The sequence below is a fragment of the Rhodanobacter sp. UC4452_H20 genome (genome assembly GCF_052978205.1).
The window spans coordinates 2981843-3005604 of the sequence record NZ_CM129662.1; the positions used below are offsets into that span (position 1 = coordinate 2981843).

Here is a 23762-nt window from a genome sequence, read left to right on the forward strand (position 1 = left end):
ACATGCGCGACACGGTCTATTTCGTGGTGTTCGACGGTTTTGCCGACTGGCAGGCGGCGCTGGCACTGTGCGAGATCCGTCGCCCCGGCGACTGGGAGGTGCGCACCGTGGGTTTCTCGCGGGCCATGGTGACCTCGATGGGCGGCCTGGCGGTGAAGCCCGACCTCGCCCTGGAAGAGGTCGAGCTGGCGCGGGCGGCGTTGCTGATCGTGCCCGGCGGCCATTTGTGGCTGCGCGACGAAGGGCATGCGGCGGTGGAGCTGATCGGCCGCGTGCATGCCGCCGGCGCGCCGGTGGCCGGCATCGACAGCGGCGTGCTGGCGCTGGCCCGCAGCGGATTGCTCGACCAGCGCCGGCACACCGGCAACTGGGCCGGCCAGCTGGCCGCGCAGGTGCCGGGCTATCGCGGCACGGAGCAGTTCGACGCCGAGGTGCTGGCGGTCAGCGACGACGGCGTGATCAGCGCCAGCCACCTGGGCTGCATCGAGTTCGCCCGCGAGGTGATCCACACGCTGGACCTGTACAGCGCCACCGACCGCGCCGACTGGTATCGCCTGTTCAAGCACGCGCAACTTCCGCCCTGGTGCGTCGGCGAAGCGGTGGCGGCCTGAGGAGGGCGACATGAGCACGATCCTGCAACGCATCGAGAGGGCGTATCGCCCGCTGTATCTGCATGGCTTGCTGCTGGATGGCCAGTACCGGTTGCCGAAGGCCGATCCGCCGCCGATCGCCGGTACGGCCCCACGCACCCGGCGTGCCCTGCTGGCCACGTTGTTCCAGCTTGTTCTCCGCCCGCTTGGTTCGGGCGGCCGCCGCGGTGGCCGGATGTCCGCGGGACAGCATCGCTGAGCCGCACCATCATCCCCTGGCAAGGAGTCCATTCCATGGATCACCCACGCGTCACCTTCTTCCACGCGCCGCAGAGCCGCTCCGGCGGCACCCGCGCCCTGCTCGAGGAGCTCGGCGCCGACTACGACCTGCGCGCGCTCAACCTGAAAACCGGTGACACGCGCAAGCCGGAGTACCTGGCGATCAACCCGATGGGCAAGGTGCCGGCGATCCGCCACGGCGAGGCGCTGGTCACCGAGCAGCCGGCGGTGTTCCTGTACCTGGCCGATCTCTACCCCGAAGCCGGGCTGGCGCCGCCGCTCGGCGACCCGCTGCGCGGGCCGTATCTGCGCTGGCTGGTCTATTACGGCTCGTGCTTCGAGCCGGCGGTGATCGACAAGTCGATGCAGCGCGAACCCGCCGCGCCCTCCACCTGTCCCTACGGCGATTACGACACCATGCTGAAGACGCTGACCGACCAGCTCGAACGCGGCCCGTACCTGCTGGGCGACACCTTCAGCGCCGCCGATGTGCTGTGGGGCACGGCGCTGAACTGGACGGTGACGTTCAAGCTGGTGCCCGAGCTGCCGGTGATCCGCGCCTACATCGACCGCGTGCTGGCGCGCCCGGCGATGCAGCGTGCCGCCGCCGCCGATGCCGCGCTGGTGGCGGCGCAGTCGGCGTGATCCGCCGGGACGGCCGCGATGGCACCGCGCTCGCGCCGCCGCGACCGTGACCTCCGACGCTGGCCGGCGCGCGCCGGCTCGGTAATCATGTACGCATGCGCCGTGCCGATCGCCTGTTCCTCATCATCCATGCGCTGCGCGGTCGGCGCACCGCGCTGCAGGCCCGCGCGCTGGCGCAGACCCTGGGCGTGTCGCTGCGCACGGTGTACCGCGACGTCGCCGACCTGCAGCTGTCCGGCGTGCCGATCGAGGGCGAGGCCGGCGTCGGCTACGTGCTGCGCAAGGGTTCGGACATCCCGCCGCTGATGTTCAACGCCGACGAGCTCGAGGCCCTGGTAGTCGGTTCGCGCTTCGTGCAGGCCTTCGCCGGCGTGCGCCTGGCCGAGAGCGCGCGGGCGGCGCTGCTGAAGATCGAGGCGGTACTGCCGCCGGACCTGCGCGAGCGCGCCGGCAGCACGCGCATCTTCGCCCCGGTCTGGCGCGACCAGCATCGCGAGGATTTCGCCGCGCTGATCGACCAGCTGCACGCGGCGATCGTCGGCAACCAGGTGCTGCGGCTGGACTATCGCGACGAGGCCGGCCAGTCCAGCGTGCGCGAGGTCGAGCCGCTGTGCCTGTCGTTCTGGGGCGGCAAGTGGACGCTGGGCGCGTGGTGCCGGCTGCGCGGGGATTTCCGCAATTTCCGTCCTGACCGCATCGGCACCGGCACGCCCACCGGCGAGGTGTTCGCCGACGTCGCCGAGCGCGGCCTGGCCGCCTACCTGCGCGCGGTGGGCGTGGATCAGCTCGCGCTGCGCTGAACGCGTTCGCCGTGTTCAAGCTGCGGTCGGCGCGTTAGGCTTGACGGGTTCGCCGGATCGCGCCGCGCTCCGCCTGCCGATTGCCCGCCAAGGAGCCCCGTGTTGAAGATGACCTCCAGGATCACCCGCCTCGCCGCACTGGCACTGGTGTTCGGCGCGTGCGCCATGGCGTCGGCGACGGCGGCGCCGGCCGCCGCCACGGGCAGCGCGGATGCGCAGTTCAAGCGCATCTACACCACCGAATGGGCGTGGCGCAGCGGCCACCCCGGCAATGCGGACGCCGGCGACAGCGGCCGGCTCGATGACGTCGGCGCGGCCAGCCAGCAGCGGCGGCTGGAATACTGGCAGCGCGTGATGACGCAGCTCGACGCGATCGACGTGGCGCAGCTGTCGCCGGGCAATCGGGTCAACTTCGAGGTCTACCACGTGCAGATCGGCAACCTGCTGGCCGACCAGAAGTTCAAGGCCTGGCAGATGCCGTTCAACAGCGACTCCGCGTTCTGGTCGGACATCGGCTACGAGCTCGGCGGCGACCGCCTGCGCAGTGTCGACGACTACCGCAAGTACCTCGACCGGCTGGACCAGATCCCGGCCTATTTCGACCAGCAGATCGCCAACATGCGCCTCGGCCTGAAACGCGGCTTCAGCGTGCCGCGCGAAGTGCTCAAGGGCCGCGACGTCTCCATCGCGGCGGTGGCGGATCTGAAAGACCCCACGCAGAGCAGCTTCTACAAGCCGTTCAAGCAGCTGCCCGCCACGATCCCCGCCGACCAGGCGCAGGCGCTGCAGGGCCAGGCGCTGCAGCACATCCGCGACGACGTGATCCCGGCCTATGCCAAGCTGCTGAAGTTCTTCCGCGACGAGTACGTGCCGCAGGCGCGCACCACGCTGGCAGCCGAGGCGCTGCCCGACGGCAAGGCGTTCTACCGCCAGCAGATCCGCGAGTACACCACGCTCGACCTCAGCCCCGACGCGATCCACAAGATCGGCCTGGAGCAGGTGGCGAAGATCCACGCGCAGATGCTGGAGGTGATGAAGGACACCGGCTTCAAGGGTGATTTCCCCGCGTTCCTGGCCTTCCTGCGCAGCGATCCGCGGTTCTACGCCAAGACCCCGCAGGAGCTGCTCGACAAGAGCGCGTGGGTGGCCAAGGAAGTGGACGGCCAGATGGCCAAGTTCTTCGGCCATCTGCCGCGTTCGCGCTTCGCCATCGTGCCGGTGCCGGCCGACATCGCGCCGTACTACACCTCCGGCCGCGGCGGCGCCGACGCCTACCTGGTCAACACCTACGATCTGCCCTCGCGGCCGCTGTACAACATGCCGGCGCTGACCCTGCACGAGTCGTATCCGGGCCACGCGCTGCAACTGGAACTGGCCGAGGAGCGGCATGACCAGCCGGCATTCCGCCGCAATGGCTACATTTCCGCCTATGGCGAGGGCTGGGGCCTGTATTCGGAATACCTCGGCAACGAGATGGGCATCTACAAGACGCCCTACGAGAAGTTCGGCTTCCTCACCTACCAGATGTGGCGCGCGTGCCGGCTGGTGGTCGATACCGGCATCCACCACCTGGGCTGGACGCGGCAGCAGGCGATCGACTACCTGACCGGCAATACCGCGCTGTCCGACCGCGAGATCGCCAACGAGGTCGACCGCTACATCAGCTGGCCCGGCCAGGCGCTGTCCTACGAGCTCGGCTACCTGAAGATCCGCGAGCTGCGCGAAAAGGCGGAACAGGCGCTGGGCGCAAAGTTCGACCTCCGCCACTTCCACGATACCGTGCTGTCCACCGGCTCGGTGCCGCTACCGGTGCTGGAGAAGCGCATCGACCACTTCATTGCCGACGGCGGCCCGGAACCGGATTTCGGCTGCGACTGCGCCAAGGCGAAGGGCACCGGCGACGGCGCCTGAACGCAACCCGGGCGGACTGGACAGGAAACTTCACGGATGTAGTAATATCGAGGCGTACTTCACAGGGAGAGTCACCGCCATGACCGCCCGCCTCGCCGAAGCCTCGCCGCGTTACGCGCCGCCCGCCGATACCCTGGGACCACCCGCCTTGCGCGGCTTCTTCCGCCTCGCCGAGGCATGGCAGCTGCGCACGGCCGAGCAGCGCCGCCTGCTCGGCGACCCGCCCGAATCCACCTTCTACAAGTGGAAGCGCGAGCAGGGCGGCAGCCCGGGCCGCGACACGCTCGAACGCATCAGCTACCTGCTCGGCATCTGGAAGTCGCTGCAGATCCTGTTTCCCGACCCGGCCCAGGCCGACGCCTGGCTGCACAAGCCGAACGCGGCCCCGCTGTTCGGCGGCCACTCCGCGCTCGAACGCATGCTGTCGGGCAACGTCGCCGACCTGTATGTGGTGCGCCAGTACCTGGACGCGCAGCGCGGCTGATCGCAGCCCGCGATACATCCATCCGCGACGCTGCGATACCCCCGCAGGAGCGCACTTGTGCGCGATGCTCTTCGCGTTGGGCCTGAAACAAAAGCATCGCGCACAAGTGCGCTCCTGCGGGGTTGATGCCTGTCCACGGAAAACCGATGCCGCCCTCGTTGCCACCCGTCAAACGCATCCGCTGGAGCCACGCCTTCCGCATCGTGCCCAGCCGCTTTCCGCCGGTCGGCGTGTACGACCGCATCGCCGCCCCGGCCGACATCGACGCGCTGTTCGCGGTCGAGGCGCTGACCAATCCGCGCCTGCGCGAGGAAGCCGATGCGCTGAAGCTGGTGCCGAAGGAGCACCGCATCAGCGGCCCCGGCTCCACGCCGGTGATGGCCGCGTTCACCCATCTCAACCCGGAGGGCAGCCGTTTCTCCGACGGCACGTGGGGCGTGTTCTACGCCGCGCACAGCGTGGCTACCGCGGTGGAGGAAACCGTGTACCACCGCGAGCGCTTCCTCGCCGCCACCGCCGAGCCGCCGTGCAGCATCCAGATGCGCTGCTACCGCACCAGCGTGGACAGCCGCCTGCACGACATCCGCGGCGGCTGGAAGGCCGAGCACGATCCGGATGCCTATGTGGCCAGCGTCAAGCTGGCGCGCACGCTGCGCGACGACGGCTCCAACGGCATCGTCTACGACAGCGCCCGCCACCCGGGCGGCGAATGCCTGGCCGCGTTCCAGCCCGACGTGGTCGCGCCCTGCGTGCAGTCGCAGCACCTGGTCTATCGCTGGGACGGCTCGCGCATCGCGCAGGTGCTGGAAGTCTCGGAGCTGAGCCGGCCGCAGGCGGTCGGCACGGCAAGGTCGAACCCCGCTGACGGCAGTGCACCGTGAACAGGATCGCCGCGATACTGCTGCTGTGCCTGTGCGCCGTGCCCGCGCTGGCGCGCGACAACCACGCCAACGATCACGCGCAGTGGCAGGCGGACATCGCCGCGTTCCAGGCCGCGGACCGGGCCGCGCCGCCGCCGCGCGGCGCGGTGCTGTTCATCGGCAGCTCGTCGATCCGCTTGTGGAAGACGCTGGCGGCGGACTTCCCCGGCGTGGCGACGATCAACCGCGGCTTCGGCGGTTCGCAGATCGACGACGCCACCTTCTTCGCCGACCGCCTCGTGGCGCCGTACCACCCGCGCGCGATCGTGATGTATGCCGGTGACAACGACCTGGCAGATGGCGACAGCCCGGCCCACGTGCGCGACGACTTCGCCGCCTTCGTGCGCCGCGTCCGCTCATTCGACCCCGGCGTGCCGATCGCCTTCATCGCGATCAAGCCCAGCATGGCGCGCCGCGAGCTTCTGCCGCAGATCCGCGCGGCTAACGCGCTGGTGCGCGAGTACGCGGTGGCGCAGCGGGGCGTGGCCTATGTCGACGTGTTCACGCCGATGCTGGGCGAGGATGGCCAGCCGCAGCCGCAGTGGTTCGGGCCGGACGGCCTGCACATGAACCGGCGCGGCTACGCGCTGTGGATCGAGCGGCTCAAGCCGTGGGTGGAGGCGCACGGCAAACCCGCCGCGCACGATTGACCCGCGACGGCCCGTCATCCCGGCGAAAGCCGGAGTCCAGTGCCTTGCGGATCGGCCATCAAGGCGCTGGATTGACCAGTCCTTCGGACTGTTGAAAAGCGCCTCTGCTTTCGCAGGAACGACGGAGGCCTGTCGAGACTTCTTGTTGGGAGCTCAGGTGTCCGCGTTGGTCGCCCAGCCGACCCGGTCGCCGCGGGTGAACACGCGGTCCGTGTCCAGCACGTCGCCGGCGGCGTGCGCCGGCTGGTCGTGCAGCCGGGCGTAGATCGGCGTGAAGTCCGGCCGGGTCGCCTCGAACAGCTGCGCGAAGTCGTCGATCACGAAGTAGGTCTGCTGGTAGGTGTCGATGCGGTAGCGCGTGCTCATCACGCGCTCCAGGCCGAAGCCGATGCGGTTGGGCGAGGGCGAATCGAGGCAGTAGATCGACTCGCCCTTGGAGCTGACGATGCCGGCGCCGTAGATGCGCATGCCCTCGGGCGTGTTCATCAGGCCGAACTCCACCGTGTACCAGTACAGCCGGGTGAGGTTCATCAGCGCCTCGGGGCCGATCGCGAACGCCTTCATGCCGCCGCGGCCGTAGGCCTGCATGTAGTCGGCGAACACCGGGTTGAGCAGCAGCGGCACGTGGCCGAACAGGTCGTGGAACAGGTCCGGTTCGCTCAGGTAGTCGAGCTGGTCGGGCTTCCTGATCCACCAGCTGACCGGGAAGCGCCGGTTGGCCAGGTGGTCGAAGAACACCTCGTCCGGCAGCAGGCCTTCCACCGCCACCACCTGCCAGCCGGTGGCGGCGCCAAGCACCACGTTGAGCTCGCTGAACTTCGGGATGCCGCCGTCGCCGAGGCCGAAGCGCTCCACGCCCTCCATGAATTCGCGACAGGCGCGCCCGGGCAGCAGCTCGCGCTGTCGCTTGAACAAGGTGTCCCACACGTCATGGTCGGTCTTGCTGTAACTCGTCCACGGCTGCTCGACCACGCCGGTGGCGTAAACCGGCACGTAGCCGCGGTCGGTCTGCTGGTGTTCGATCTTGCGCGGTGCGGGGGCTTCCATGGCGGGTCTCCGGAGACAGCGGGTTCGAACCGCCAGCTTAGGCCGAATGGCGGGCACGAAGCTTGTTTTGTTGCCGGATGCAGCGCCATGGTTGCACTATTCTTGCTCGGATCACGCCAAACGTCGGAGAATCTTGCCATGGCCACGCTGGACCGCACCGACCTGCGCATCCTCGCCGTGCTGCAGGGCGAGGGCCGCATCAGCAATGCCGAGCTGGCCGAGCGGGTCAACCTGTCGCCATCGGCCTGCCTGCGCCGGCTGCAGCGGCTGGAATCGGCGCAGATCATCACCGGCTACGCCGCCCAGGTCGATCCGCAGGCGGTGGGCCTGGGGCTGCAGGCGTTCGTGCGGGTGCAACTGGCCAAGCACGAACACGCCGCGGTGGAGCGTTTCGTGGAACGGGTCAACGGCTGGCACGAGGTCGTCGCCTGCCATGCGCTCACCGGCGACATGGACTACCTGCTGCACGTCTACGTCGCCGACCTCAAGGACTTCTCGCGCTTCCTGCTCGATCACCTGCTCAACGCCAGCGGGGTGGCCGACGTGAACTCCAGCTTCGTGCTGCGCACCGTGAAGCGTTCGCCCTCGCTGCCGCTGCAGCACCTGCAGCGATGACGACCGCGGCGAAAACGTCCGGCGCCGGTCTCCCCTGGCCGGCGACTAACGCTAAACTGACCCGTTGATGAGCCTCGACACCGCCACTCCCGCCGAACGCGACCTGCTGCGCCCGCTGCGCTACCTGTGGCGGGTGCCGCTGCTGCTGCTGCACGCCGTGCTGGCGATCCTGCTGGCCGGCCTGGTGATGAGCTGGAACCGCGATCGCGTGATGCGCGACGGTCGCGAGCCGTTCCCGCACCGGCTGGTGCGCTGGTGGTCGATCGGCTTGATGCGCATCTTCGGCCTGCGCGCGGTACGCGTGGGCCGGCCGTTGCCGGACCCGGTGCTGTTCGTGGCCAACCACACCTCGTGGATCGACATCGAGCTGCTGCACAGCCAGCGCGCAGCCTGCTTCGTGGCCAAGGCGGAGATCGCCGGCTGGCCGCTGGTCGGCTGGCTGGCCGCCAACGGCGGCACCATCTTCCACCGCCGCGGCAGCAACCATTCGCTGGCCGCGGTGATGGCGGTGATGGTCGAGCGCCTGCGTGCGGGGCGTTCGGTGGCGGTGTTCCCTGAAGGCGGTAGCGGCTACAACGGCGTGCTCAAGGTATTCCACGCGCGCATCTTCCAAGCCGCGCTGGAAGCCGAAGTGCCGGTGCAGCCGGTGGCGCTGCGCTTCGCCCGCGACGGCCGCCGCGTGATCGACGCCGGCTTCCGCGAGCACGAGAGCTTCCTGGCCAACTTCCTGCGCCTGCTGGGCGAGCCGCCGATGGATGCCGAGGTGCATTTCCTGGGCACCGTGCCGGCCAGCGCGGAGGGCCGCCGGCGCATGGCCGAGCAATCGCGCGAACGCATCGCCGCCGCACTGGCGGACCGCTCTGCATGACGCTGCCCCGGGGCAAGGATTTCCGCCCGCCCTGGCCCCTGCGCAGCGGCCATGTCCAGACCATGCTGTCTTCCAGCGGCGTGCGCCGCCTGCTGCTGCCGCGTGCGGCGAAGACCGTGCTGCAGGGCGCCGAGCCGGTGGTGCTCGACGGCGGCGGCGGCGTGCGCCTGAGCGGCGCCTACACCGCGCAGAAGACCCGTCCGCAGTCGCGCGGCCTGGCCGTGCTGTTCCACGGCTGGGAAGGCAGCGTCGATTCCACTTATGTGCTGCAGACCGGCAGTCGCCTGCTCGCCGACGGCTGGGACATCTTCCGGCTCAACTTCCGCGACCACGGCGACAGCCACGGCCTCAACGAGGCGCTGTTCCACTCCTGCCGGCTTGACGAAGTGGTGCATGCGCTGGGCGAGATCGCCACGCGCTGGGGCGCGCGGCCGATGGCGGTGGCCGGCTTCTCGCTGGGCGGCAACTTCGCCCTGCGCGCGGCGATGCAGACTTCGCGCGTGGGTATTCCGCTCAGTTACGCGCTGGCGGTGTGCCCGATCATCGATCCGGCGGTGGGCCTGTTTTCGCTGGAGGAAACGGCGCCGTGGTTCTATCAGGCGTACTTCATGCGCAAGTGGCGGCACTCGCTGCTGCTCAAGCAGAAGGCGTTTCCGCAGCATCAGTATTTCGAGATGTCGGAGTTGAAGAAGCACCTGCGCGGGCTCACCGAGGCGCTGGTGCTGCGGCATACGGACTTCAAGTCGCTGCAGCAATATCTGGACGGCTATTCGGTGGCCGGCGACGCGATGCTGGCGATGCAGGTCCCGGCCACCATCCTCACCGCGAAAGACGATCCGGTGATCCCGGTCGACAGCTTCGAGCAGCTGCGCCTGCCGCCCAACGTCGAGCTGGATATCGCCGACTTCGGCGGCCACTGTGGCTTCATCCGCGGCGGCGACATGGTCAGCTACACCGACGACTACATCGCGGCGCGCTTCAACGCACTGGCCGACGGCACGTCGCCGATCGGCTGAGAACCTGGCGGCGCAAGGGGGCGACATGCGGCGAGCACGCGACACGATCCGCCGGCACGCGATGCGCGGCGTGCGCCTCGCCCTGTGGCTGGCCGTCCTGCCGGGCGGGCTGGCGCCGGCGGCGACGCCCGCGGCCACGACCTTCCTGCGCTCGTTCGAACCGGCCGAACCGGCCCCGCTGGCGGGCGCGCCCGACCCGCGCTTCAACGTCGCCGTCGCCGGTGGTCCCGGTCAGGCGGCGGCACTCACCGCCAAGCCGGGCGTCGGCTTCAGCGGCCTGCATTCGCTGCGCTACCGCGGCGAGGCGGGCGGACAACAGCAGGTCGCGCTGTACGCGGTGAACCTGCCGGTACATGCGGACACGCAGCTGTCCTACCTGCTGTTTCCCGTGTCCAACGCGGGCGACCTGCGCAACCCGGCCAATTACGTGGCGGTGGACCTGCTGTTCGACGACGGCAGTCGGCTGTCCAGCCGCGGCGCACGTGACCAGCACCGCCTCGGCGCGTCGGCGCGTGCGCAGGGCGAGGGCCGCGTGCTGTACCCGGATCAGTGGAACTACCTGGCGGTCGACGTCGGCGCGGTGGCCGCCGGTCGCACGATCAAGCGCATCGTGCTGGCGCATGACGGTCCGGCCGCCAGCTTCGAGGGCTATCTGGATGATCTGCGTATCGGCCCCGCACCGACCGACACGCGCCGGCGCCCGAGCGACTTCGTCGACACCCGCCGCGGCACGAATTCCAACGGCCGCTTCTCGCGCGGCAACAACTTCCCCGCGGTGGCCGTGCCGCACGGTTTCAATTTCTGGACGCCGGTGACCGACGCCGGTTCGAACTGGATGTACCAGTACCAGCAGCGCAACGGCGCCGACAACCGCCCGCGGCTGGAGGCGTTCGCGCTGTCGCACGAGCCGAGCCCGTGGATGGGCGACCGGCAGACCTTCCAGCTGATGCCGGCGGCGGTCGCCCGCGGCGCGCCCAGCGCGAACCGCGCGACGCGCGCGTTGAGCTTCAGCCACGCGAACGAGACCGCGCACGCGCATGCCTACCGCGTCGCCTTCGACGACGGCATCGTCACCGAGATCGCGCCGACCGACCACGCCGCGATGTTCCGCTTCACCTTCACCGGGGACCGCTCGCAGCTGGTGTTCGACAACCGCGACGACCACGGCGGCATCGTGCTCGACCCGGCGGCACGCAGCTTCATTGGCTGGTCCGACGTGAAGAGCCGGTTGTCCGCCGGCGCCACCCGGCTGTTCTTCTACGGCACGGTCGACCAACCGGTCAGCGAGAGCGGGCGGCTCACCGGCGAGGGCCGCGACCACGTCGCCGCGTGGTTCGGCTTCGACACCTCGAAGACGAAAGTGGTGAACCTGCGCATCGCCACCTCGCTGATCGGCGTGGCGCAGGCGCGGCACAACCTGGCACTGGAGATCGCGCCGGGCGACAGTTTCGACGACGTGCGCGAGCGGGCGCAGCGGCAATGGGACCAGCAGCTCGGCACCATCAAGGTGAACGGCGCCAGCGCCGACGAGCTGACCACGCTGTACTCCAACCTCTACCGCCTGTTCCTGTACCCGAACGAGGCGTACGAGAACACCGGCAGCGCCGCGCAACCGCACTGGCAATACGCCAGCCCGTTCTCCGCGCCGACCGGCAAGGACACGCCGACGCGAACCGGCGCGCGCATCGTCGACGGCAAGCCGTACGTCAACAACGGCTTCTGGGACACTTATCGCACCGCGTGGCCGGCCTACGTGCTGCTCGCGCCGACGAAGGCCGGCGAGATGATCGACGGCTTCGTGCAACAGTACCGCGACGGCGGCTGGATCGCGCGCTGGTCGTCGCCCGGCTACGCCGACCTGATGGTCGGCACCAGCGCCGACGTCGCGTTTGCCGACGCCTGGCTGAAGGGCGTGCGCCACTTCGACGTGCGCGCGTTCTACCAGTCCGCGCTGAAGGACGCGACCGTGGTCAGCCCGCTCGCGGGCACCGGCCGCAAGGGGCTGCAGCGCTCGATCTTCAACGGCTACACCGACACCGCCGTCGACGAAGGGCTGTCCTGGTCGATGGACGGCTACATCAACAACTTCGCGATCGGCAATCTCGCCGCCGCGCTGGCGGCCGCGCCGGCTGCGGACGACCCCTACGCCGCGCACTACGCCGACGACGCGGCGTACTTCCACCAGCGTGCGCTGGGCTACGTCAACCTGTTCGATCCCGCCGTCGGCTTCTTCGTCGGCCGCGACGCGAAGGGCAAGTGGCGCGACGACGCGAAGCATTTCGACCCGCTGCGCTGGGGCGGCGACTACACCGAGACCAACGCCTGGAACATGGCCTTCCACGCACCCCAGGACGGCGCCGGCCTCGCCTCGCTGTATGGCGGTCGCGCCGGACTCGCGGCGAAACTCGACGCGTTCTTCGCCACCCCGGGCGAGTTCCGCGTCGGCAGCTACGGCGAGCCGATCCACGAGATGCTGGAGGCGCGCGACGTGCGCATGGGCCAGTACGGCCACAGCAACCAGCCCTCGCACCACATCATCTACATGTACGACGTTGCCGGCCAGCCGTGGAAGACGCAGGACAAGGTGCGCGACGTGCTCAGCCGTCTCTACGTCGGCAGCGAGATCGGCCAGGGCTATCCCGGCGACGAGGACAACGGCGAGATGTCCGCGTGGTACCTGTTCAGCGCCGCCGGCTTCTATCCGCTGCGCATGGGCACGCCGGCATACGTGATCGGCGCGCCGTACTTCCCGCACATGGACATTGCGCTGGATAACGGCACGCACATCGTGATCGATGCGCCGGCGGTGAGCGACACCAACCGCTACGTGCAGGGCCTGCGCGTCAACGGCCAGCCATGGAACAAGCTGACCCTGCCGCACGCGCTGCTGGCGCAGGGCGCCACGCTCGAATTCCTCATGGGGCCGACGCCCTCACGCTGGGCCAGCGACGAGGCCGCACTGCCGCCGTCACTGACCCCCCACGGCCGGCCGCAGCCGTTGCGCGATCCCGGTGCCGCCACCAGCAGCACGCCGACCATCGCCGGCCTGCCCGCGTTGTTCGACAACGACTCCGCCAGCGAAGCCGTGTTGCCCGCAACGTCGACCACGATCGCCTGGCACTATGCCGCGCCGCGCCGGGTCGCCCTGCTCACCCTGACCTCGGCGGCCAGGGCCGCCGCGCCGTCGGGCTGGCAGCTGCAGGCTTCCGTCGACGGCCACCACTGGCGCACGCTGGATACCCGCCAACAGCAACGCTTCGCCTGGCCGCGGCAGACCCGGGCGTTCGCCGTGCCGGCGCCGGGCGAGTACGCGCACTACCGGCTGCACTTCGACGCGGCACCGGACGCATCGCCCCGCGCCCTCGCCGAAATCGAACTGCTCGGACCCACCCCGTAGGCGGGGCGCTGCCTGCCGGCCGTTGCCTTCCGCGTTCGTGACGAAAGGCGGCGGACAGTGTCCGCCCCACGGAACCGCGCACCGCCCGTAGGCGCCCGCGAGCGGGCTCCTACGGGTTGGTGGCGGCAAGGCCGCGCTGGCGCAGCCAGCACGCAATGCTCATGCGGTCGCGGCTGGCAGGCAGCACCTCGTGCTCGAACTGCGCCGACAGGAACAGCAGCAGGGTGCCCGCCTGCGGAAGGATGTCGCGCGAGGAACCATCGGCCAGGTACAGCCGCAGTGCCCCGCCGTCGACCTCCCGCCAATCCTCGTTGAGATAGAACACCGCCGACACCACCCGCGCGTCGCTGTGGCGCAGGCGGTCGCGATGACGCGCATAGCGCGCGCCCGGCCGATACACCGCGTAGTGCGCTTCGTACTCGACCAGGCCCAGCATCAGCTCGCGGTTGAGCACGCCGCGCAACACGTCGATGCGATCGGCGAAGGCCTGCTGCGGCGCGCTCATCGCGCCTTCGGCGAACCAGCGCGTGCGGTCGCCGCGCCGCGCCGCGTCGAGCTGCCCGATGCCGGTGCCTGCAGGCTGCAGCTGTCCGGCGTCATGCAACGCCGCGCACTCGGCCGCCAGCGCGCGGATCTGCGCCGGCTCCAGCAGGTCGTGCACGACGCACCAGCCGTCGCTCGCCAGCGCGTCCGCCGCGGCGTGGAATGAGGAGTTGCCGGAATTCATCGAGCGCCTCGGGATGCACGACGTTGCCGATCCGGTGCGGGCCTGTCGTGGCCGGCGCGGAAAGGTTGCCGCGGAGATGCCGGTGGGTCGGTCCCGTCAGCCGTGCGGCGCCGGCAGCATAAGTCGAAACGTCCTCAGCGCGGCGGCCGTCGCAACGGATCGAGCAGGCCCCGCAGGCCGTTGCGGTCGATCTCCAGCGCCAGCGCCAGCAACCGCCCCCCATTGCCCCGGCGGAAACCCCTCGCGCGCGAACCAGGCCGGCAGGTCGGCCAGCAGCCGGCCCGCGCCCCGTGTCGTCGCCCTCGACAGGGAGACAGCCGCCGTGGCCGGCTGTTGCGCGCTCTCTGCAAGGGCGATTTGCTGCCCGTGTTCAGTCCGCCGCCACGCAGCGCCCCTGCGCCCACGCGCGCAGCGTGTCCACCTGTTCGCGCATCAGCACCGACAGCGGGCGTGTCTGCTGCAGGGCGTGGAGCAGGGCGGCCTGGTCCGGGCCGTTGCCGTGGCCGGCGGTGTCGTACAGCGCGCTGACGATGGATTGCTCGATCTCGGCGCCGGAGAAGCCGGCGCTGGCGGCCGCCAGCGCGGGCAGGTCGAACGCGGCCGGGTCGAGTTGGCGGCGCTTGAGGTGCAGGGCGAAGATTTCCCCGCGCACCGATTCGCTCGGCAGGTCGACGAAGAAGATCTCGTCGAAGCGGCCCTTGCGCAGCAGCTCGGCGGGCAGCTCCTGCACCGCGTTGGCGGTGGCCACGGTGAACACCTTGGCCTTGCGTTCGGCCATCCAGGTCAGCAGGTAGCCGAGCACGCGGCGTGACACGCCGCCATCGTCGCCGCCGCTGGCCAGGCCCTTCTCGATCTCGTCGATCCACAGCACGCAGGGGCTCAGCAGCTCGGTGCTGGTCAGCGCCTCGCGCAGGTTCTTCTCGGTCTCGCCCTGGTACTTGTTGTACAGCGTGCCGAAATCCAGCCGCACCAGCGGCACGCCGAAGCCACCGGCGATTGCCTTCGCCGCGAGGCTCTTGCCGCAACCCTGCACGCCCAGCAGCAGCACGCCCTTGGGCGGGTCCAGTCGCGGCGCGGCTTCGGGCGAGAGGAACACCGGGCGGCGGCGCTGCACCCATTCGCGCACGCGCGCGACGCCGGCGATGTCGGCGAAGCTGGCGGTGGCGTATTCGTAATGCAGCAGGCCGGAGCGGTTGAGCAGGTTGAACTTGGACTGCATCAGCACCGGCAGGTCGTTCGGGCCGAGCGCGCCGTCGGCGTAGATCAGCTTGCGCACGATGCGCCGCGCGTCCGGCGCGGTCAGGCCGAGCAGGTTGCGCACGATGGTGCGCGCGGCGTCGTTGTCCACCTCGATCTTGCGGCCCTGTTCGCGCTGCCAGCCGGCAGCCTCGCCGCGCAGGATGCCGGCGAGCTCCTTGATGTCCGGCAGCGACAGCGGCACGCGCAGGGCCAGCGCCTCCAGCCCCGCGGGCAGCTCGATCTTCGCGCCCACCAGCACGATGGTGTGCGCCGCCGAGCGCTGGCGCTGCACGATCTCGCGCAGCTGGCGCAGGCTGCGCGCGTAGTCCAGCAGCGAATGGAAGTCGAACAGCAGGTAGATGCCCGCTTCGGTCTGGGCGCGGATCGCGTCCAGCGTGGCGGTGGCGTCCGGCGACACCGCGCCGCCGTCCTGCGAAAAATCGAGGCGGCTCAGGCCGTCGGTCAGCGTCCAGCGCCACAGCGGGCGCAAAGCCTGTGCGATCACGTGGCGGAAGCAGTCGATCACCCGCTGCTCGTCCACGGTTTCGATGACCAGCAGCGGCGTTGCCGCGCGCACCAGCGTGGTGAGGTCGTCCAGTTCGCTCATGCCACTCCCCTGAAAGGAGCCCAGTTTAGCGGGCGGCGCTGTTTCTGGCTTCGCGCGGTCCGGGGTACATTGGTGGCCTCGCCTTGCCGGAGACTGCTCATGCGCGCGTTGCTGTCCGTGCTGCTGGTGATCCTGTCGCTGCCGCTGCTGGCGGCCCCCCGGCTGGATCGGCTGACCCTGCCTGCAGGTTTCCACATCGCCGTGTACTCCGACCAGGTGCCGAATGCGCGCGAGATCGCGTTGGGTACGCACGGCACCGTGTTCGTCGGGTCCAGCGGCGCCGGCAAGGTCTACGCGCTCACCGACGCCAACGGCGACGGCGTGGCCGAGACAGTGCGCGTGGTCGCCAGCGGCCTGCGCAACCCGATCGGCGTGGCCTTCCACGACGGCGACCTGTACGTATCGGCGATCAGCCGCATCCTCGTGCTGCGCGACATCGAGCAGCACCTGGACGCGCCGCCCGAACCCGCGCTGGTCACCGACAAGTTGCCGACCAAGGGCCATCACGGTGGCCGCTTCCTCGCCTTCGGCCCCGACGGCAAGCTGTACGTGCCGATCGGCGCGCCGTGCAACATCTGCAACGCCGGTCCCGACTACGCCAAGCTGATGCGCATGAACCCGGACGGCAGCGATTGGCAGGACGTCGCCACCGGCATCCGCAACACCGTCGGCTTCGACTGGCAGCCGGGTACGAAACACCTGTGGTTCACCGACAACGGCCGCGACATGCTGGGCGACGACGTGCCCAGCGACGAGTTGAACGAGGTCACCCGCATCGGCCAGAACTTCGGTTATCCGTATTGCCATCAGGGCGACGTGGCCGACCCCGAATTCGGCGCCGGCCACCCCTGCCGCAACTACGTGCCGCCGGTGCTCAAGCTCGGCGCCCACGTCGCCTCGCTGGGCATGCGCTTCTACACCGGCAAGCAGTTCCCGGCCAGCTACCGCGGCGCCATCCTGGTCGCCGAGCACGGCTCGTGGAATCGCACCGAGAAGTCCGGCTACCGCGTGATGACCGTGCGCCTCAGCGGCAGCAAAGTCCTCTCCTACGAACCGCTGATCACCGGTTTCCAGCAAAACCAGAGCGCCTGGGGCCGCCCGGTCGACGTGCAGCCCCTGCCCGACGGCAGCGTGCTGGTCAGTGACGACCTGGCGGGGGCGGTGTACCGGGTGACGTACAAGCAGGGAATGGGGAATGGGGAATAGGGAATCGCAAGAGCGCTTCCGGCGTTTCCCATTCTCTGCTCCCCATTCCCCATTCCCTATTCCCCATTCCCTATTCCCGGAGAAAATCCATGCACCTGCGCAGCGACAATTTCGACAACGGCCAGCGCATTCCCGCGCGCTTCGCCTTCGGCAAGATCGCCGATCCCTTCGCGCTGTCGGACAACCACAGCCCGCACCTCGCCTGGCGCGACGCCCCGCCGGCCACGCGCTCGTTCGTGCTCACCTGCATCGACACCGACGTGCCCAGTCGCGGCGATGACGTGAACCAGGCGGGCCGCACGGTGCCGGCGGCGTTGCCGCGGGTGGAGTTCGTGCACTGGCTGATGGCGAATATCCCGGCCGAGTGCGGCGAACTGGCCGCCGGCGCCTGCAGCGACGAGGTCACGCCGCGCGGCAAGCGCGAGCCGTACGGGCCGCCGGGCAGCGTGCAGGGGGTGAACGACTACACCGGCTGGTTTGCCGGCGACGCCGAGATGGGCGGCGAATACCTGGGCTACGACGGCCCGTGCCCGCCCTGGAACGACACGTTGCTGCACCACTACCACTTCACCATCCATGCGATCGACGTCGACGCGCTGCCGCTGGTCAAGGGCTACTCGCGCGATCAGTTGCGCGCGGCGATGGCCGGCCATGTGCTGGATCAGGCCACGCTCACCGGCGTCTACAGCCTGAACCCTGCGGTGGCCGGCTGAACGAGGGCGCGTGGGCGCGGCGTGCAGGCGGCTGGCGGTATCCTTCACGCCCGCATGGCGCGTGCTGTGGGTGAATGGCACCCACCCACCACGAGGGATGCCCCATGTTGCACTACGCACTGGTTTTCCTGGTCATCGCGATCATCGCCGCGATTCTCGGCTTCGGCGGCATCGCCGGCGCCGCAGCCGGCATCGCGAAGATCCTTTTCGTCATCTTCCTGATCCTCGCGATCATCGCGTTCTTCCGCCGCGCCAGATAGCCCCCTTATCATCCAAGAGATTGCCATGTCGGAGCAGGTCATGAACCCCAAAGAGCCAACCCCCAAGCCCTCGGTCGACGAGCGCATCGACGAGCGCGCCGAGCGCGTCAAGCAGGCCACCTCGCAGGCCGTGGCCAGCACCAAGGACAAGGTCGACCGCGCCGCCGACCGCGTCGAGCAAGGCCTGCACCACGCCACCGACAAGACGGCGTCGGCGGCCCACCGCACCGTCGACAAGGCGGCCGAAGTGGGCGAGCAGGGCCGCGCCGCCTACGAGCACACCCGCGATCGCGCCGACGAGTTCCTTGAGCAGGCGCGCGAATACGTGCGCGAGAAGCCGATGCAATCGGTCGCCATCGCGCTGGGGGCCGGCTGGCTGCTTGGCCGCATCCTGCGACGTTGAGCCACTGATGCACGAGCAGGGTGACAGCACCCGCGAGACGGCGCCGGACCCGGCGCCGTCGTCGTCTGGCCTGTTCGACGAGATCGCCCGCCTGGGCGCCGCGCTGAAGCGGCTGTTCGGCGCGCAGAAGGATCTGCTGGCCGCGGAGCTGGGGCTGGCGCGCAGCGCGGTGTCGTGGCTGCTGGTGGCCGGGCTGGCCGCCACCGTGGCGGGGGTCGGCTTCGGCCTCACCGTGCTCGGCCTGCTCGGCGTGCTGCTGGCCAAGTGGCTGGGTTCGTGGGTGTGGGCCTTGCTGCTGCTGGCGCTGCTGCAGCTGCTGTTCCTGTTCGGCGCGGTGCTGCTGTTCCGCCGCTGCATGCATTGGATGAGCCTGCCTGTCACGCGTGGCCAATGGGGTGCGATGATGCGCGCAGGCGTGCGCAGGATCGAGGCGGAAGTCGCCGACGAGCCGGCCACGGCGCCGCATGCCGCGCGGGGCGAGGAAGGGCGATGAAAGTATTGAAGCAACTGGCCGAGGTGCGCCTCGCGCAGGCGCGCATGGAGCGGGCGCGCCACGAGGTGGGCGAGCCGGCCGCCGCACTGCTGGCGCGCGGGCGCGAATACCCGCTCGCCACGGTGGGCGTGGCCGCCGGCGCCGGCTTTGCGCTGGGCAGCCTCGACCTGCACCCGCTGCGGGTACCGGGGCTGGCCTCGCTGGTCGGCGGCGGCCTGGTCGAGGTGCTGGCGCAGGGCAGTCACCTGCTGGCCGAGATGGCCGTGGCGGGGGTGGCGGCGCACGCCGCTGCAACTGCCGATGCCGCCGCGCCGGATGGCGCGCCGACCCCGTGAACGCCGAGCCTGAGCAGCCGCCGCCGAACGCGGACGACACGCTGCGCGAGATGACCTCCGCGGCGATGCTCTCGCACATGCCGGCCGATCCGCTGCTGGTCGGCAACCTGCCGCGGCCGCTGGCGCGCCGGCTGCACAGCGCGCGCGGCACGCGCCGCCACCTGCGCGCCATCCGCATGCTGCTCAACGCGATGCTGCTGCTGGCGTTGCTGTACACCGTCACGCTGACCCGCGCACTGCTGATTCCGCTGGTGCTGGCCGCCTTCATCGGGCTGGCGCTCAACCCGATCGTGGCCACCGGCGCGCGCCTGCACCTGCCGCGCTGGTTCACCGCGCTGGTGCTGATGATCGGCCTGGTGGTCGGCATCGGCAGCGGCGTCGGCCTGCTGGCGCAACCGGCGCTCGGCTGGTTCCACGGCGCGCCGTCGGCGATCCGCAGCTTCGTGCCCAAGGTGCGCAACCTGACCAAGCCGCTGGAGGCGGCCAACCGCGCCACCCAGACCCTGGTCAGCGGCACTTCGCGCAGCGCCGCGCCGCCGCCGGCGCCGCTGTCGATCAGCGCGTGGGATGTCGTATCCACCGCGCCCAAGGTGCTCGCCGCGGTACTCAGCGTGATGCTGCTGGTGTTCTTCTTCCTGGTCTACGGCGACACCATGCTGCGCCGGCTGGTGGAGCTGACACCCAGCTTCTCCTACAAGCGGCACGCGGTCACCATCGTGCGAAGTTTCCAGAGCGAGGTCTCGCGCTACCTGCTCACTGCGCTGTCGATCAACACCAGCCTGGGCGCGATCACCGCCGGCATGCTGTGGTTGTACGGCGTGCCCGATGCGCTGCTGTGGGGCGCGGTGGCGATGTTCGCCAACTTCATTCCGTACGTGGGGGCGATTTTCACCACGTTGCTGCTGGCCTTCGTGTCGATGCTGTACGCCAAGAACGCCGAGCTGGAGGTGTTCCTGCCGGCACTCACCTTCGCCGCCATCACCATCGTCGAGGGCAACCTGATCACGCCGCTGATCCAGGGCCGCAGCATGCGCCTGTCGCCGATCGCGATCCTGCTGTGGCTGCTGGTGTGGGGCTGGCTGTGGGGCATTCCCGGCGCGCTGCTGGCGGTGCCGATGCTGACCTGCGCCAAGCTGATCTGCGAGCGCATCCGGGGTTGGGAGTGGTTCGCGCTGATCGTGTCGCGCTAGGGTGCGATCCGCCGCATGGCGCCGCAGTTTCCGAACAACGACACCACCGGGGATGCACCATGACCGATCGGGCGATCAACCTGCGCGACAAGCTGGCCCGGTTCAGCGAGCACTGGTCGCCCCGCGTCGTCGCGGAGATGAACGACTACCAGTTCAAGCTGGCCAAGCTCAAGGGCGAGTTCGTCTGGCACGCGCATGCGGATACGGACGAGGTCTTCATCGTGCTGCAGGGCGCCTTGACGCTGGAGTTCAGGGATCGCTCCGTGCCGCTGGTTGCCGGCGAAATGTACGTGGTGCGCAAGGGCGAGGAGCATCGCCCGGTGGCCGCGGAGGAGTGCAGCGTGATGCTGGTCGAGCCGCGCGGGGTGGTCAACACGGGCGACGCCGGTGGCGCTCGTACTGCACCCGACGACGTGTGGGTGTAGCGCGCCGGCGCGCTCCATCGTTGGCCCGCGAGGTTCCTCAAGGCGATGCCGTGCCGGTCGTCGCCGGCGTGATGCCGTGCGTCCGCAGCACGGCGGAGATGTCGAAGCGCCAGAGGTTGCGCGAGCCGTTCAATGGTGACTGCAGGCGCCGTTGCAGGGTGGCTGCGTCGTCGCGCGGTTTGGGAAAGCTCACCTCCTCGCGGCGGTTGCTCGACACGAACAGCTCGCCGAACGCCGGCCCCAGCGAGGGCGCGTTCTCCAGCGTGCGGCTGTTGATCCCCTCGCCCAGGTGCGCGGGCCTGCCCCAGCTGCCGTCGGGCTGGCGGAACACGATGCAGATGTCGGCGCGGCCCAGCGCATCGCCCTGGTCGCCGGCGTAGAGCAGGAAGCGGCCCTGCGGGTCGGAATCACGGCGTGCGTTTTGCCGCGCCACGGCGCCCGCAACACGCGCCAGACGTGGTTGTTGCCGTTGTCCCCCGTGCATGCGCGCCAGGTCAGCCCGACGAGGCCGCAGGCGACGACAGACTTTCCAACGACTTCAACGCTCGTGGGGAGTCTTTTGGCACGGGCGCGCACTTCCCGGCTAGAAGCGACGCGACCAGCCCAGCTCCAGCACCGGGTAGACCGCCTGCTCCCGCGCGCGGCGGGGCTCGCCATCCAGGCCCGTCGCCGCCGCCACGCCGGCCTGCCCGTAGAAGCCGGAGTCGGCCGCGCGGTAGCCGATGCCCAGATACGCCGCCAGTTCTCGCCGCGAGGGCATGCGCGCCTGGACCCAGGCGTCGCCCAATGCGTTCCGGCCGGGGATGGGCGGGTGGGCCATGGCGGCCACCCGGATATCGTCGATCACCGCCCCCACCGACAGCAGCAGGCCGCCGGCCCGCGGGTGCCAGTCGAACCTGGCGATGGCCGCCTCGAACACATCGCCCCCCGCTGCGGCCGCGCCGCCGTGGCCGGCCGCGCGCATCGTGCCCGCCGCTTCCGCCGCTCGCGCCGTACCGTTCGGCAGCGCGAACGCGGCGAGTGTCAGTACGACCAGGGCGATCTTCTTCATGGCAGAGCCCCACCGGGCAGACGCGGCCACCCCCTGCGACCGCCGTCCCCGCCTTTATCGCGCGATCCGCGCCCGCTGCGCACGCCGCGTTGCCGGAACTGCGGACGCCATCAATGCCGGAATGCGAACCGCTTGGCAAACGGGACGGGATGGTTTAGCGGGGAGCGCTGCGCACGGGTGGCTTGACGAACCCCATGGTGCCGCCGACCATCCTTCATCGACCTGTCACCCTTGTACGGGTGCGACTGTCGTCGCGCCCGTGCGCGCGCGGCGGCATCGTGCCGATCAGACCTTGGGAACAACGACGCCGCATGTTCGAAAACGCCTTCAACAACATGGGCCGCGTCATGCGGAACGACGAAGGTCTGGCGTCCGAGCTGGACTATGCCGAACAGACCTCGTGGCTGCTGTTCCTCAAATACCTCGACGATATCGACGATATGGAGAAGGAGTGGGAAGACGAGGCCGCTCTGGAAGGCCGTGACTACACCCCCATCCTCGCGAGCCGTATCGCTGGCAAGCCTGGGCCGCGCCGAAGGCGGCCGACGGCACGCCTGATCTCAACGCCGCGCTCACCGGCAAGGACCTGATCGAGTTCGTCAATGGCGAGCTGTTTCCCTACCTGCAGACCTTCCGCGACAGCGTGGCTGAAGGCGAACCCGCTGGGGAAATCGGTGGTGATCCGCGGCGACACCGCGATCATCACCTTCTACGACCCGCAGCTGGGGCCGCAGAACGGCGTGCGCTCCTCCGACATCTTCGTCTACCAGGGCGGCCGCTGGCATGCGCTGTACTCGCAGCACAGCGCGGTAGGCAGCCGCTGAGACGCAGCGGAACGTCAATCGTCGGCCACGTGCACCACCAGCTTGCCGAAGTTGCGCCCTTCGAGCAGGCCGATGAAGGCGGCCGGCGCGTTTTCCAGGCCCTCGACGCGATCCTCGCGCAGCTTGATCCGGCCCGCGTCGAGCCAGGCCTGCATGTCGCTGCGGAAAGCGGCGAAGCGATCGGCGTAGTGGTCGAGGATGACGAAGCCCTGCATGCGGATGCGCTTCTGCAGCACGCTGGCCACCAGCTGCGGGCGGCGATCCGGCCCTGCCGGCGGCGCGGCGTCGTTGTAGTGCGCGATCATGCCGCACACCGGCACCCGCGCATGGTGGTTGAGCAACGGCAGCACGGCGTCGAACACCGCGCCGCCCACGTTCTCGAAGTACACGTCGATGCCGTCCGGGCAGGCCGCGGCGAGGCGCCCGGCGAGATCCGGCGCGCGGTGGTCGAGGCAGGCGTCGAAGCCCAGCTCCTCCACCGCGTGGCGGCACTTGGCGGGGCCGCCGGCGATGCCGACCACCCGTGCGCCCTTGAGCCGGGCGATCTGTCCCACCACCGCACCGACCGCGCCGGTCGCGGCGGCCACCACCACGGTCTCGCCCGGCCGCGGTTGGCCGATGTCGAGCAGGCCGACATAGGCGGTGAAACCGGTCATGCCCAGGCCGCCCAGTGCGAGCGAAGGCTGCGCCAGGTCGCCCAGCGCCGTCAGCGTGTCGCCCGCGGCCACGGCGTAGTCCTGCCAGCCGGCGCTGGCCAGTACCAGCTCGCCGGGGTGGAAGCCGGCATGCCGCGAGCTGACCACGCGGCTCACCGTGCCGCCCATCATCGGCTGGCCCAGTTCCAGCCCGGGCGCGTACTCGGTGCCGGCCTCGTCCATCAGGTTGCGCATGTACGGATCGAGCGAGAGATACAGCGTGCGCAGCAACACCTCGCCGTCGCCGGGCGCCGGGAGCGGTGCATGGTCGAGGCGGAAATCCTGCGCGGTCGGCAACCCGTGCGGGCGGGAGGCGAGCAGGATGCGGCGATTGGTCGAAGCGTCTTGCGGCATGCGAAAAGCTCCAGGGTG

General features: G+C 69.8%; 28 protein-coding genes. 22 read left to right on the top strand and 6 right to left on the bottom strand.

What is annotated here, in order from left to right; all coding sequences use genetic code 11:
- The first annotated feature begins 2 nt into the window (after positions 1 to 2).
- From ACVCMC_RS13850 to ACVCMC_RS13885, 8 genes are all read left to right on the top strand, one after another.
- Positions 3 to 611, top strand: a complete 609-nt coding sequence (locus tag ACVCMC_RS13850; protein WP_447097716.1) for a DJ-1/PfpI family protein — start codon at positions 3 to 5, stop codon at positions 609 to 611.
- Positions 612 to 621: 10 nt separating this feature from the next.
- A complete protein-coding gene (locus ACVCMC_RS13855; protein ID WP_447097717.1) occupies positions 622 to 849 on the top strand; it encodes a hypothetical protein in 228 nt (75 codons plus the stop codon).
- Positions 850 to 884: 35 nt separating this feature from the next.
- Positions 885 to 1514 carry a glutathione S-transferase family protein gene (locus ACVCMC_RS13860; RefSeq protein ID WP_447097718.1) on the top strand — a complete coding sequence of 210 codons (630 nt, stop codon included), beginning with the start codon at positions 885 to 887 and terminating at the stop codon, positions 1512 to 1514.
- Positions 1515 to 1609: 95 nt separating this feature from the next.
- Positions 1610 to 2314: a helix-turn-helix transcriptional regulator gene (locus ACVCMC_RS13865; RefSeq protein ID WP_395120738.1), complete on the top strand. Its 705-nt coding sequence runs from the start codon at positions 1610 to 1612 to the stop codon at positions 2312 to 2314.
- 108 nt (positions 2315 to 2422) lie between these two features.
- Positions 2423 to 4225, top strand: a complete 1803-nt coding sequence (locus tag ACVCMC_RS13870; RefSeq protein ID WP_447099505.1) for a DUF885 domain-containing protein — start codon at positions 2423 to 2425, stop codon at positions 4223 to 4225.
- 79 nt (positions 4226 to 4304) lie between these two features.
- Complete coding sequence (locus ACVCMC_RS13875) at positions 4305 to 4709, top strand: MbcA/ParS/Xre antitoxin family protein (RefSeq protein WP_447097719.1); 405 nt, start codon at positions 4305 to 4307, stop codon at positions 4707 to 4709.
- A 146-nt stretch (positions 4710 to 4855) separates the two neighbouring features.
- Positions 4856 to 5590: an RES family NAD+ phosphorylase gene (locus ACVCMC_RS13880; protein WP_447097720.1), complete on the top strand. Its 735-nt coding sequence runs from the start codon at positions 4856 to 4858 to the stop codon at positions 5588 to 5590.
- Complete coding sequence (locus ACVCMC_RS13885) at positions 5587 to 6279, top strand: SGNH/GDSL hydrolase family protein (protein WP_447097721.1); 693 nt, start codon at positions 5587 to 5589, stop codon at positions 6277 to 6279. Before ACVCMC_RS13880 ends, ACVCMC_RS13885 begins: the two co-directional genes overlap by 4 nt.
- Before the next feature lie 153 nt (positions 6280 to 6432).
- Here ACVCMC_RS13885 and phhA read toward each other — a convergent pair whose 3' ends face one another.
- On the bottom strand, positions 6433 to 7326 hold the full coding sequence (phhA, locus tag ACVCMC_RS13890) for a phenylalanine 4-monooxygenase (RefSeq protein ID WP_447097722.1): 894 nt from the start codon (positions 7324 to 7326) through the stop codon (positions 6433 to 6435).
- 138 nt (positions 7327 to 7464) lie between these two features.
- Between phhA and ACVCMC_RS13895 the strand changes: the two genes are divergently transcribed.
- The 4 genes from ACVCMC_RS13895 to ACVCMC_RS13910 all read left to right on the top strand — a co-directional run bounded on the left by ACVCMC_RS13895 (position 7465) and on the right by ACVCMC_RS13910 (position 13222).
- Positions 7465 to 7941, top strand: a complete 477-nt coding sequence (locus ACVCMC_RS13895; RefSeq protein ID WP_136256685.1) for an Lrp/AsnC family transcriptional regulator — start codon at positions 7465 to 7467, stop codon at positions 7939 to 7941.
- Positions 7942 to 8008: 67 nt separating this feature from the next.
- The gene (locus ACVCMC_RS13900) at positions 8009 to 8809 is read left to right on the top strand and encodes a lysophospholipid acyltransferase family protein (protein WP_447097723.1); all 801 of its coding nucleotides are present in this window, start codon (positions 8009 to 8011) and stop codon (positions 8807 to 8809) included.
- Positions 8806 to 9825, top strand: coding sequence for a YheT family hydrolase (locus ACVCMC_RS13905; RefSeq protein ID WP_447097724.1), 1020 nt, complete (start codon positions 8806 to 8808; stop codon positions 9823 to 9825). The genes ACVCMC_RS13900 and ACVCMC_RS13905 overlap by 4 nt, the downstream gene beginning before the upstream one ends.
- Before the next feature lie 25 nt (positions 9826 to 9850).
- Positions 9851 to 13222: a GH92 family glycosyl hydrolase gene (locus ACVCMC_RS13910; RefSeq protein WP_447097725.1), complete on the top strand. Its 3372-nt coding sequence runs from the start codon at positions 9851 to 9853 to the stop codon at positions 13220 to 13222.
- A 109-nt stretch (positions 13223 to 13331) separates the two neighbouring features.
- Here the strand turns inward: ACVCMC_RS13910 and ACVCMC_RS13915 are convergent, their stop codons facing one another.
- Positions 13332 to 13949 (bottom strand): 2OG-Fe(II) oxygenase, encoded by a 618-nt coding sequence (locus ACVCMC_RS13915; RefSeq protein WP_447097726.1) that lies wholly within the window; start codon positions 13947 to 13949, stop codon positions 13332 to 13334.
- Between the two features lie 370 nt (positions 13950 to 14319).
- On the bottom strand, positions 14320 to 15795 hold the full coding sequence (locus ACVCMC_RS13920; protein ID WP_447097727.1) for an AAA family ATPase: 1476 nt from the start codon (positions 15793 to 15795) through the stop codon (positions 14320 to 14322).
- Between the two features lie 99 nt (positions 15796 to 15894).
- On the opposite strand from ACVCMC_RS13920, the gene ACVCMC_RS13925 reads away from it, so the two are divergent.
- From ACVCMC_RS13925 to ACVCMC_RS13960, 8 genes are all read left to right on the top strand, one after another.
- Positions 15895 to 17001 carry a PQQ-dependent sugar dehydrogenase gene (locus tag ACVCMC_RS13925; protein ID WP_447097728.1) on the top strand — a complete coding sequence of 369 codons (1107 nt, stop codon included), beginning with the start codon at positions 15895 to 15897 and terminating at the stop codon, positions 16999 to 17001.
- Positions 17002 to 17090: 89 nt separating this feature from the next.
- Positions 17091 to 17714 (top strand): YbhB/YbcL family Raf kinase inhibitor-like protein, encoded by a 624-nt coding sequence (locus ACVCMC_RS13930; RefSeq protein WP_447097729.1) that lies wholly within the window; start codon positions 17091 to 17093, stop codon positions 17712 to 17714.
- Positions 17715 to 17818: 104 nt separating this feature from the next.
- Positions 17819 to 17974 (top strand): DUF1328 domain-containing protein, encoded by a 156-nt coding sequence (locus ACVCMC_RS13935; RefSeq protein ID WP_395120724.1) that lies wholly within the window; start codon positions 17819 to 17821, stop codon positions 17972 to 17974.
- Between the two features lie 40 nt (positions 17975 to 18014).
- Positions 18015 to 18377, top strand: coding sequence for a DUF883 family protein (locus ACVCMC_RS13940; protein WP_395120723.1), 363 nt, complete (start codon positions 18015 to 18017; stop codon positions 18375 to 18377).
- A gap of 7 nt (positions 18378 to 18384) precedes the next feature.
- Positions 18385 to 18870, top strand: coding sequence for an ABC transporter ATP-binding protein (locus ACVCMC_RS13945; RefSeq protein ID WP_447097730.1), 486 nt, complete (start codon positions 18385 to 18387; stop codon positions 18868 to 18870).
- Complete coding sequence (locus ACVCMC_RS13950) at positions 18867 to 19205, top strand: hypothetical protein (protein WP_447097731.1); 339 nt, start codon at positions 18867 to 18869, stop codon at positions 19203 to 19205. The genes ACVCMC_RS13945 and ACVCMC_RS13950 overlap by 4 nt, the downstream gene beginning before the upstream one ends.
- A 77-nt stretch (positions 19206 to 19282) precedes the next feature.
- Positions 19283 to 20395: an AI-2E family transporter gene (locus ACVCMC_RS13955; protein WP_447099506.1), complete on the top strand. Its 1113-nt coding sequence runs from the start codon at positions 19283 to 19285 to the stop codon at positions 20393 to 20395.
- Between the two features lie 59 nt (positions 20396 to 20454).
- Positions 20455 to 20820 carry a cupin domain-containing protein gene (locus tag ACVCMC_RS13960; protein ID WP_447097732.1) on the top strand — a complete coding sequence of 122 codons (366 nt, stop codon included), beginning with the start codon at positions 20455 to 20457 and terminating at the stop codon, positions 20818 to 20820.
- Positions 20821 to 20857: 37 nt separating this feature from the next.
- On the opposite strand, the gene ACVCMC_RS13965 is transcribed toward ACVCMC_RS13960, so the two are convergent.
- On the bottom strand, positions 20858 to 21253 hold the full coding sequence (locus ACVCMC_RS13965; RefSeq protein ID WP_447097733.1) for a hypothetical protein: 396 nt from the start codon (positions 21251 to 21253) through the stop codon (positions 20858 to 20860).
- 150 nt (positions 21254 to 21403) lie between these two features.
- Positions 21404 to 21871 (bottom strand): hypothetical protein, encoded by a 468-nt coding sequence (locus ACVCMC_RS13970; protein ID WP_447097734.1) that lies wholly within the window; start codon positions 21869 to 21871, stop codon positions 21404 to 21406.
- Positions 21872 to 22182: 311 nt separating this feature from the next.
- On the opposite strand from ACVCMC_RS13970, the gene ACVCMC_RS13975 reads away from it, so the two are divergent.
- Positions 22183 to 22461 carry a type I restriction-modification system subunit M N-terminal domain-containing protein gene (locus ACVCMC_RS13975; RefSeq protein ID WP_447097735.1) on the top strand — a complete coding sequence of 93 codons (279 nt, stop codon included), beginning with the start codon at positions 22183 to 22185 and terminating at the stop codon, positions 22459 to 22461.
- Between the two features lie 12 nt (positions 22462 to 22473).
- The gene (locus ACVCMC_RS13980; protein WP_447097736.1) at positions 22474 to 22695 is read left to right on the top strand and encodes a hypothetical protein; all 222 of its coding nucleotides are present in this window, start codon (positions 22474 to 22476) and stop codon (positions 22693 to 22695) included.
- Positions 22696 to 22709: 14 nt separating this feature from the next.
- On the opposite strand, the gene ACVCMC_RS13985 is transcribed toward ACVCMC_RS13980, so the two are convergent.
- On the bottom strand, positions 22710 to 23744 hold the full coding sequence (locus tag ACVCMC_RS13985) for an NADP-dependent oxidoreductase (RefSeq protein WP_447097737.1): 1035 nt from the start codon (positions 23742 to 23744) through the stop codon (positions 22710 to 22712).
- Positions 23745 to 23762: the final 18 nt, after the last annotated feature.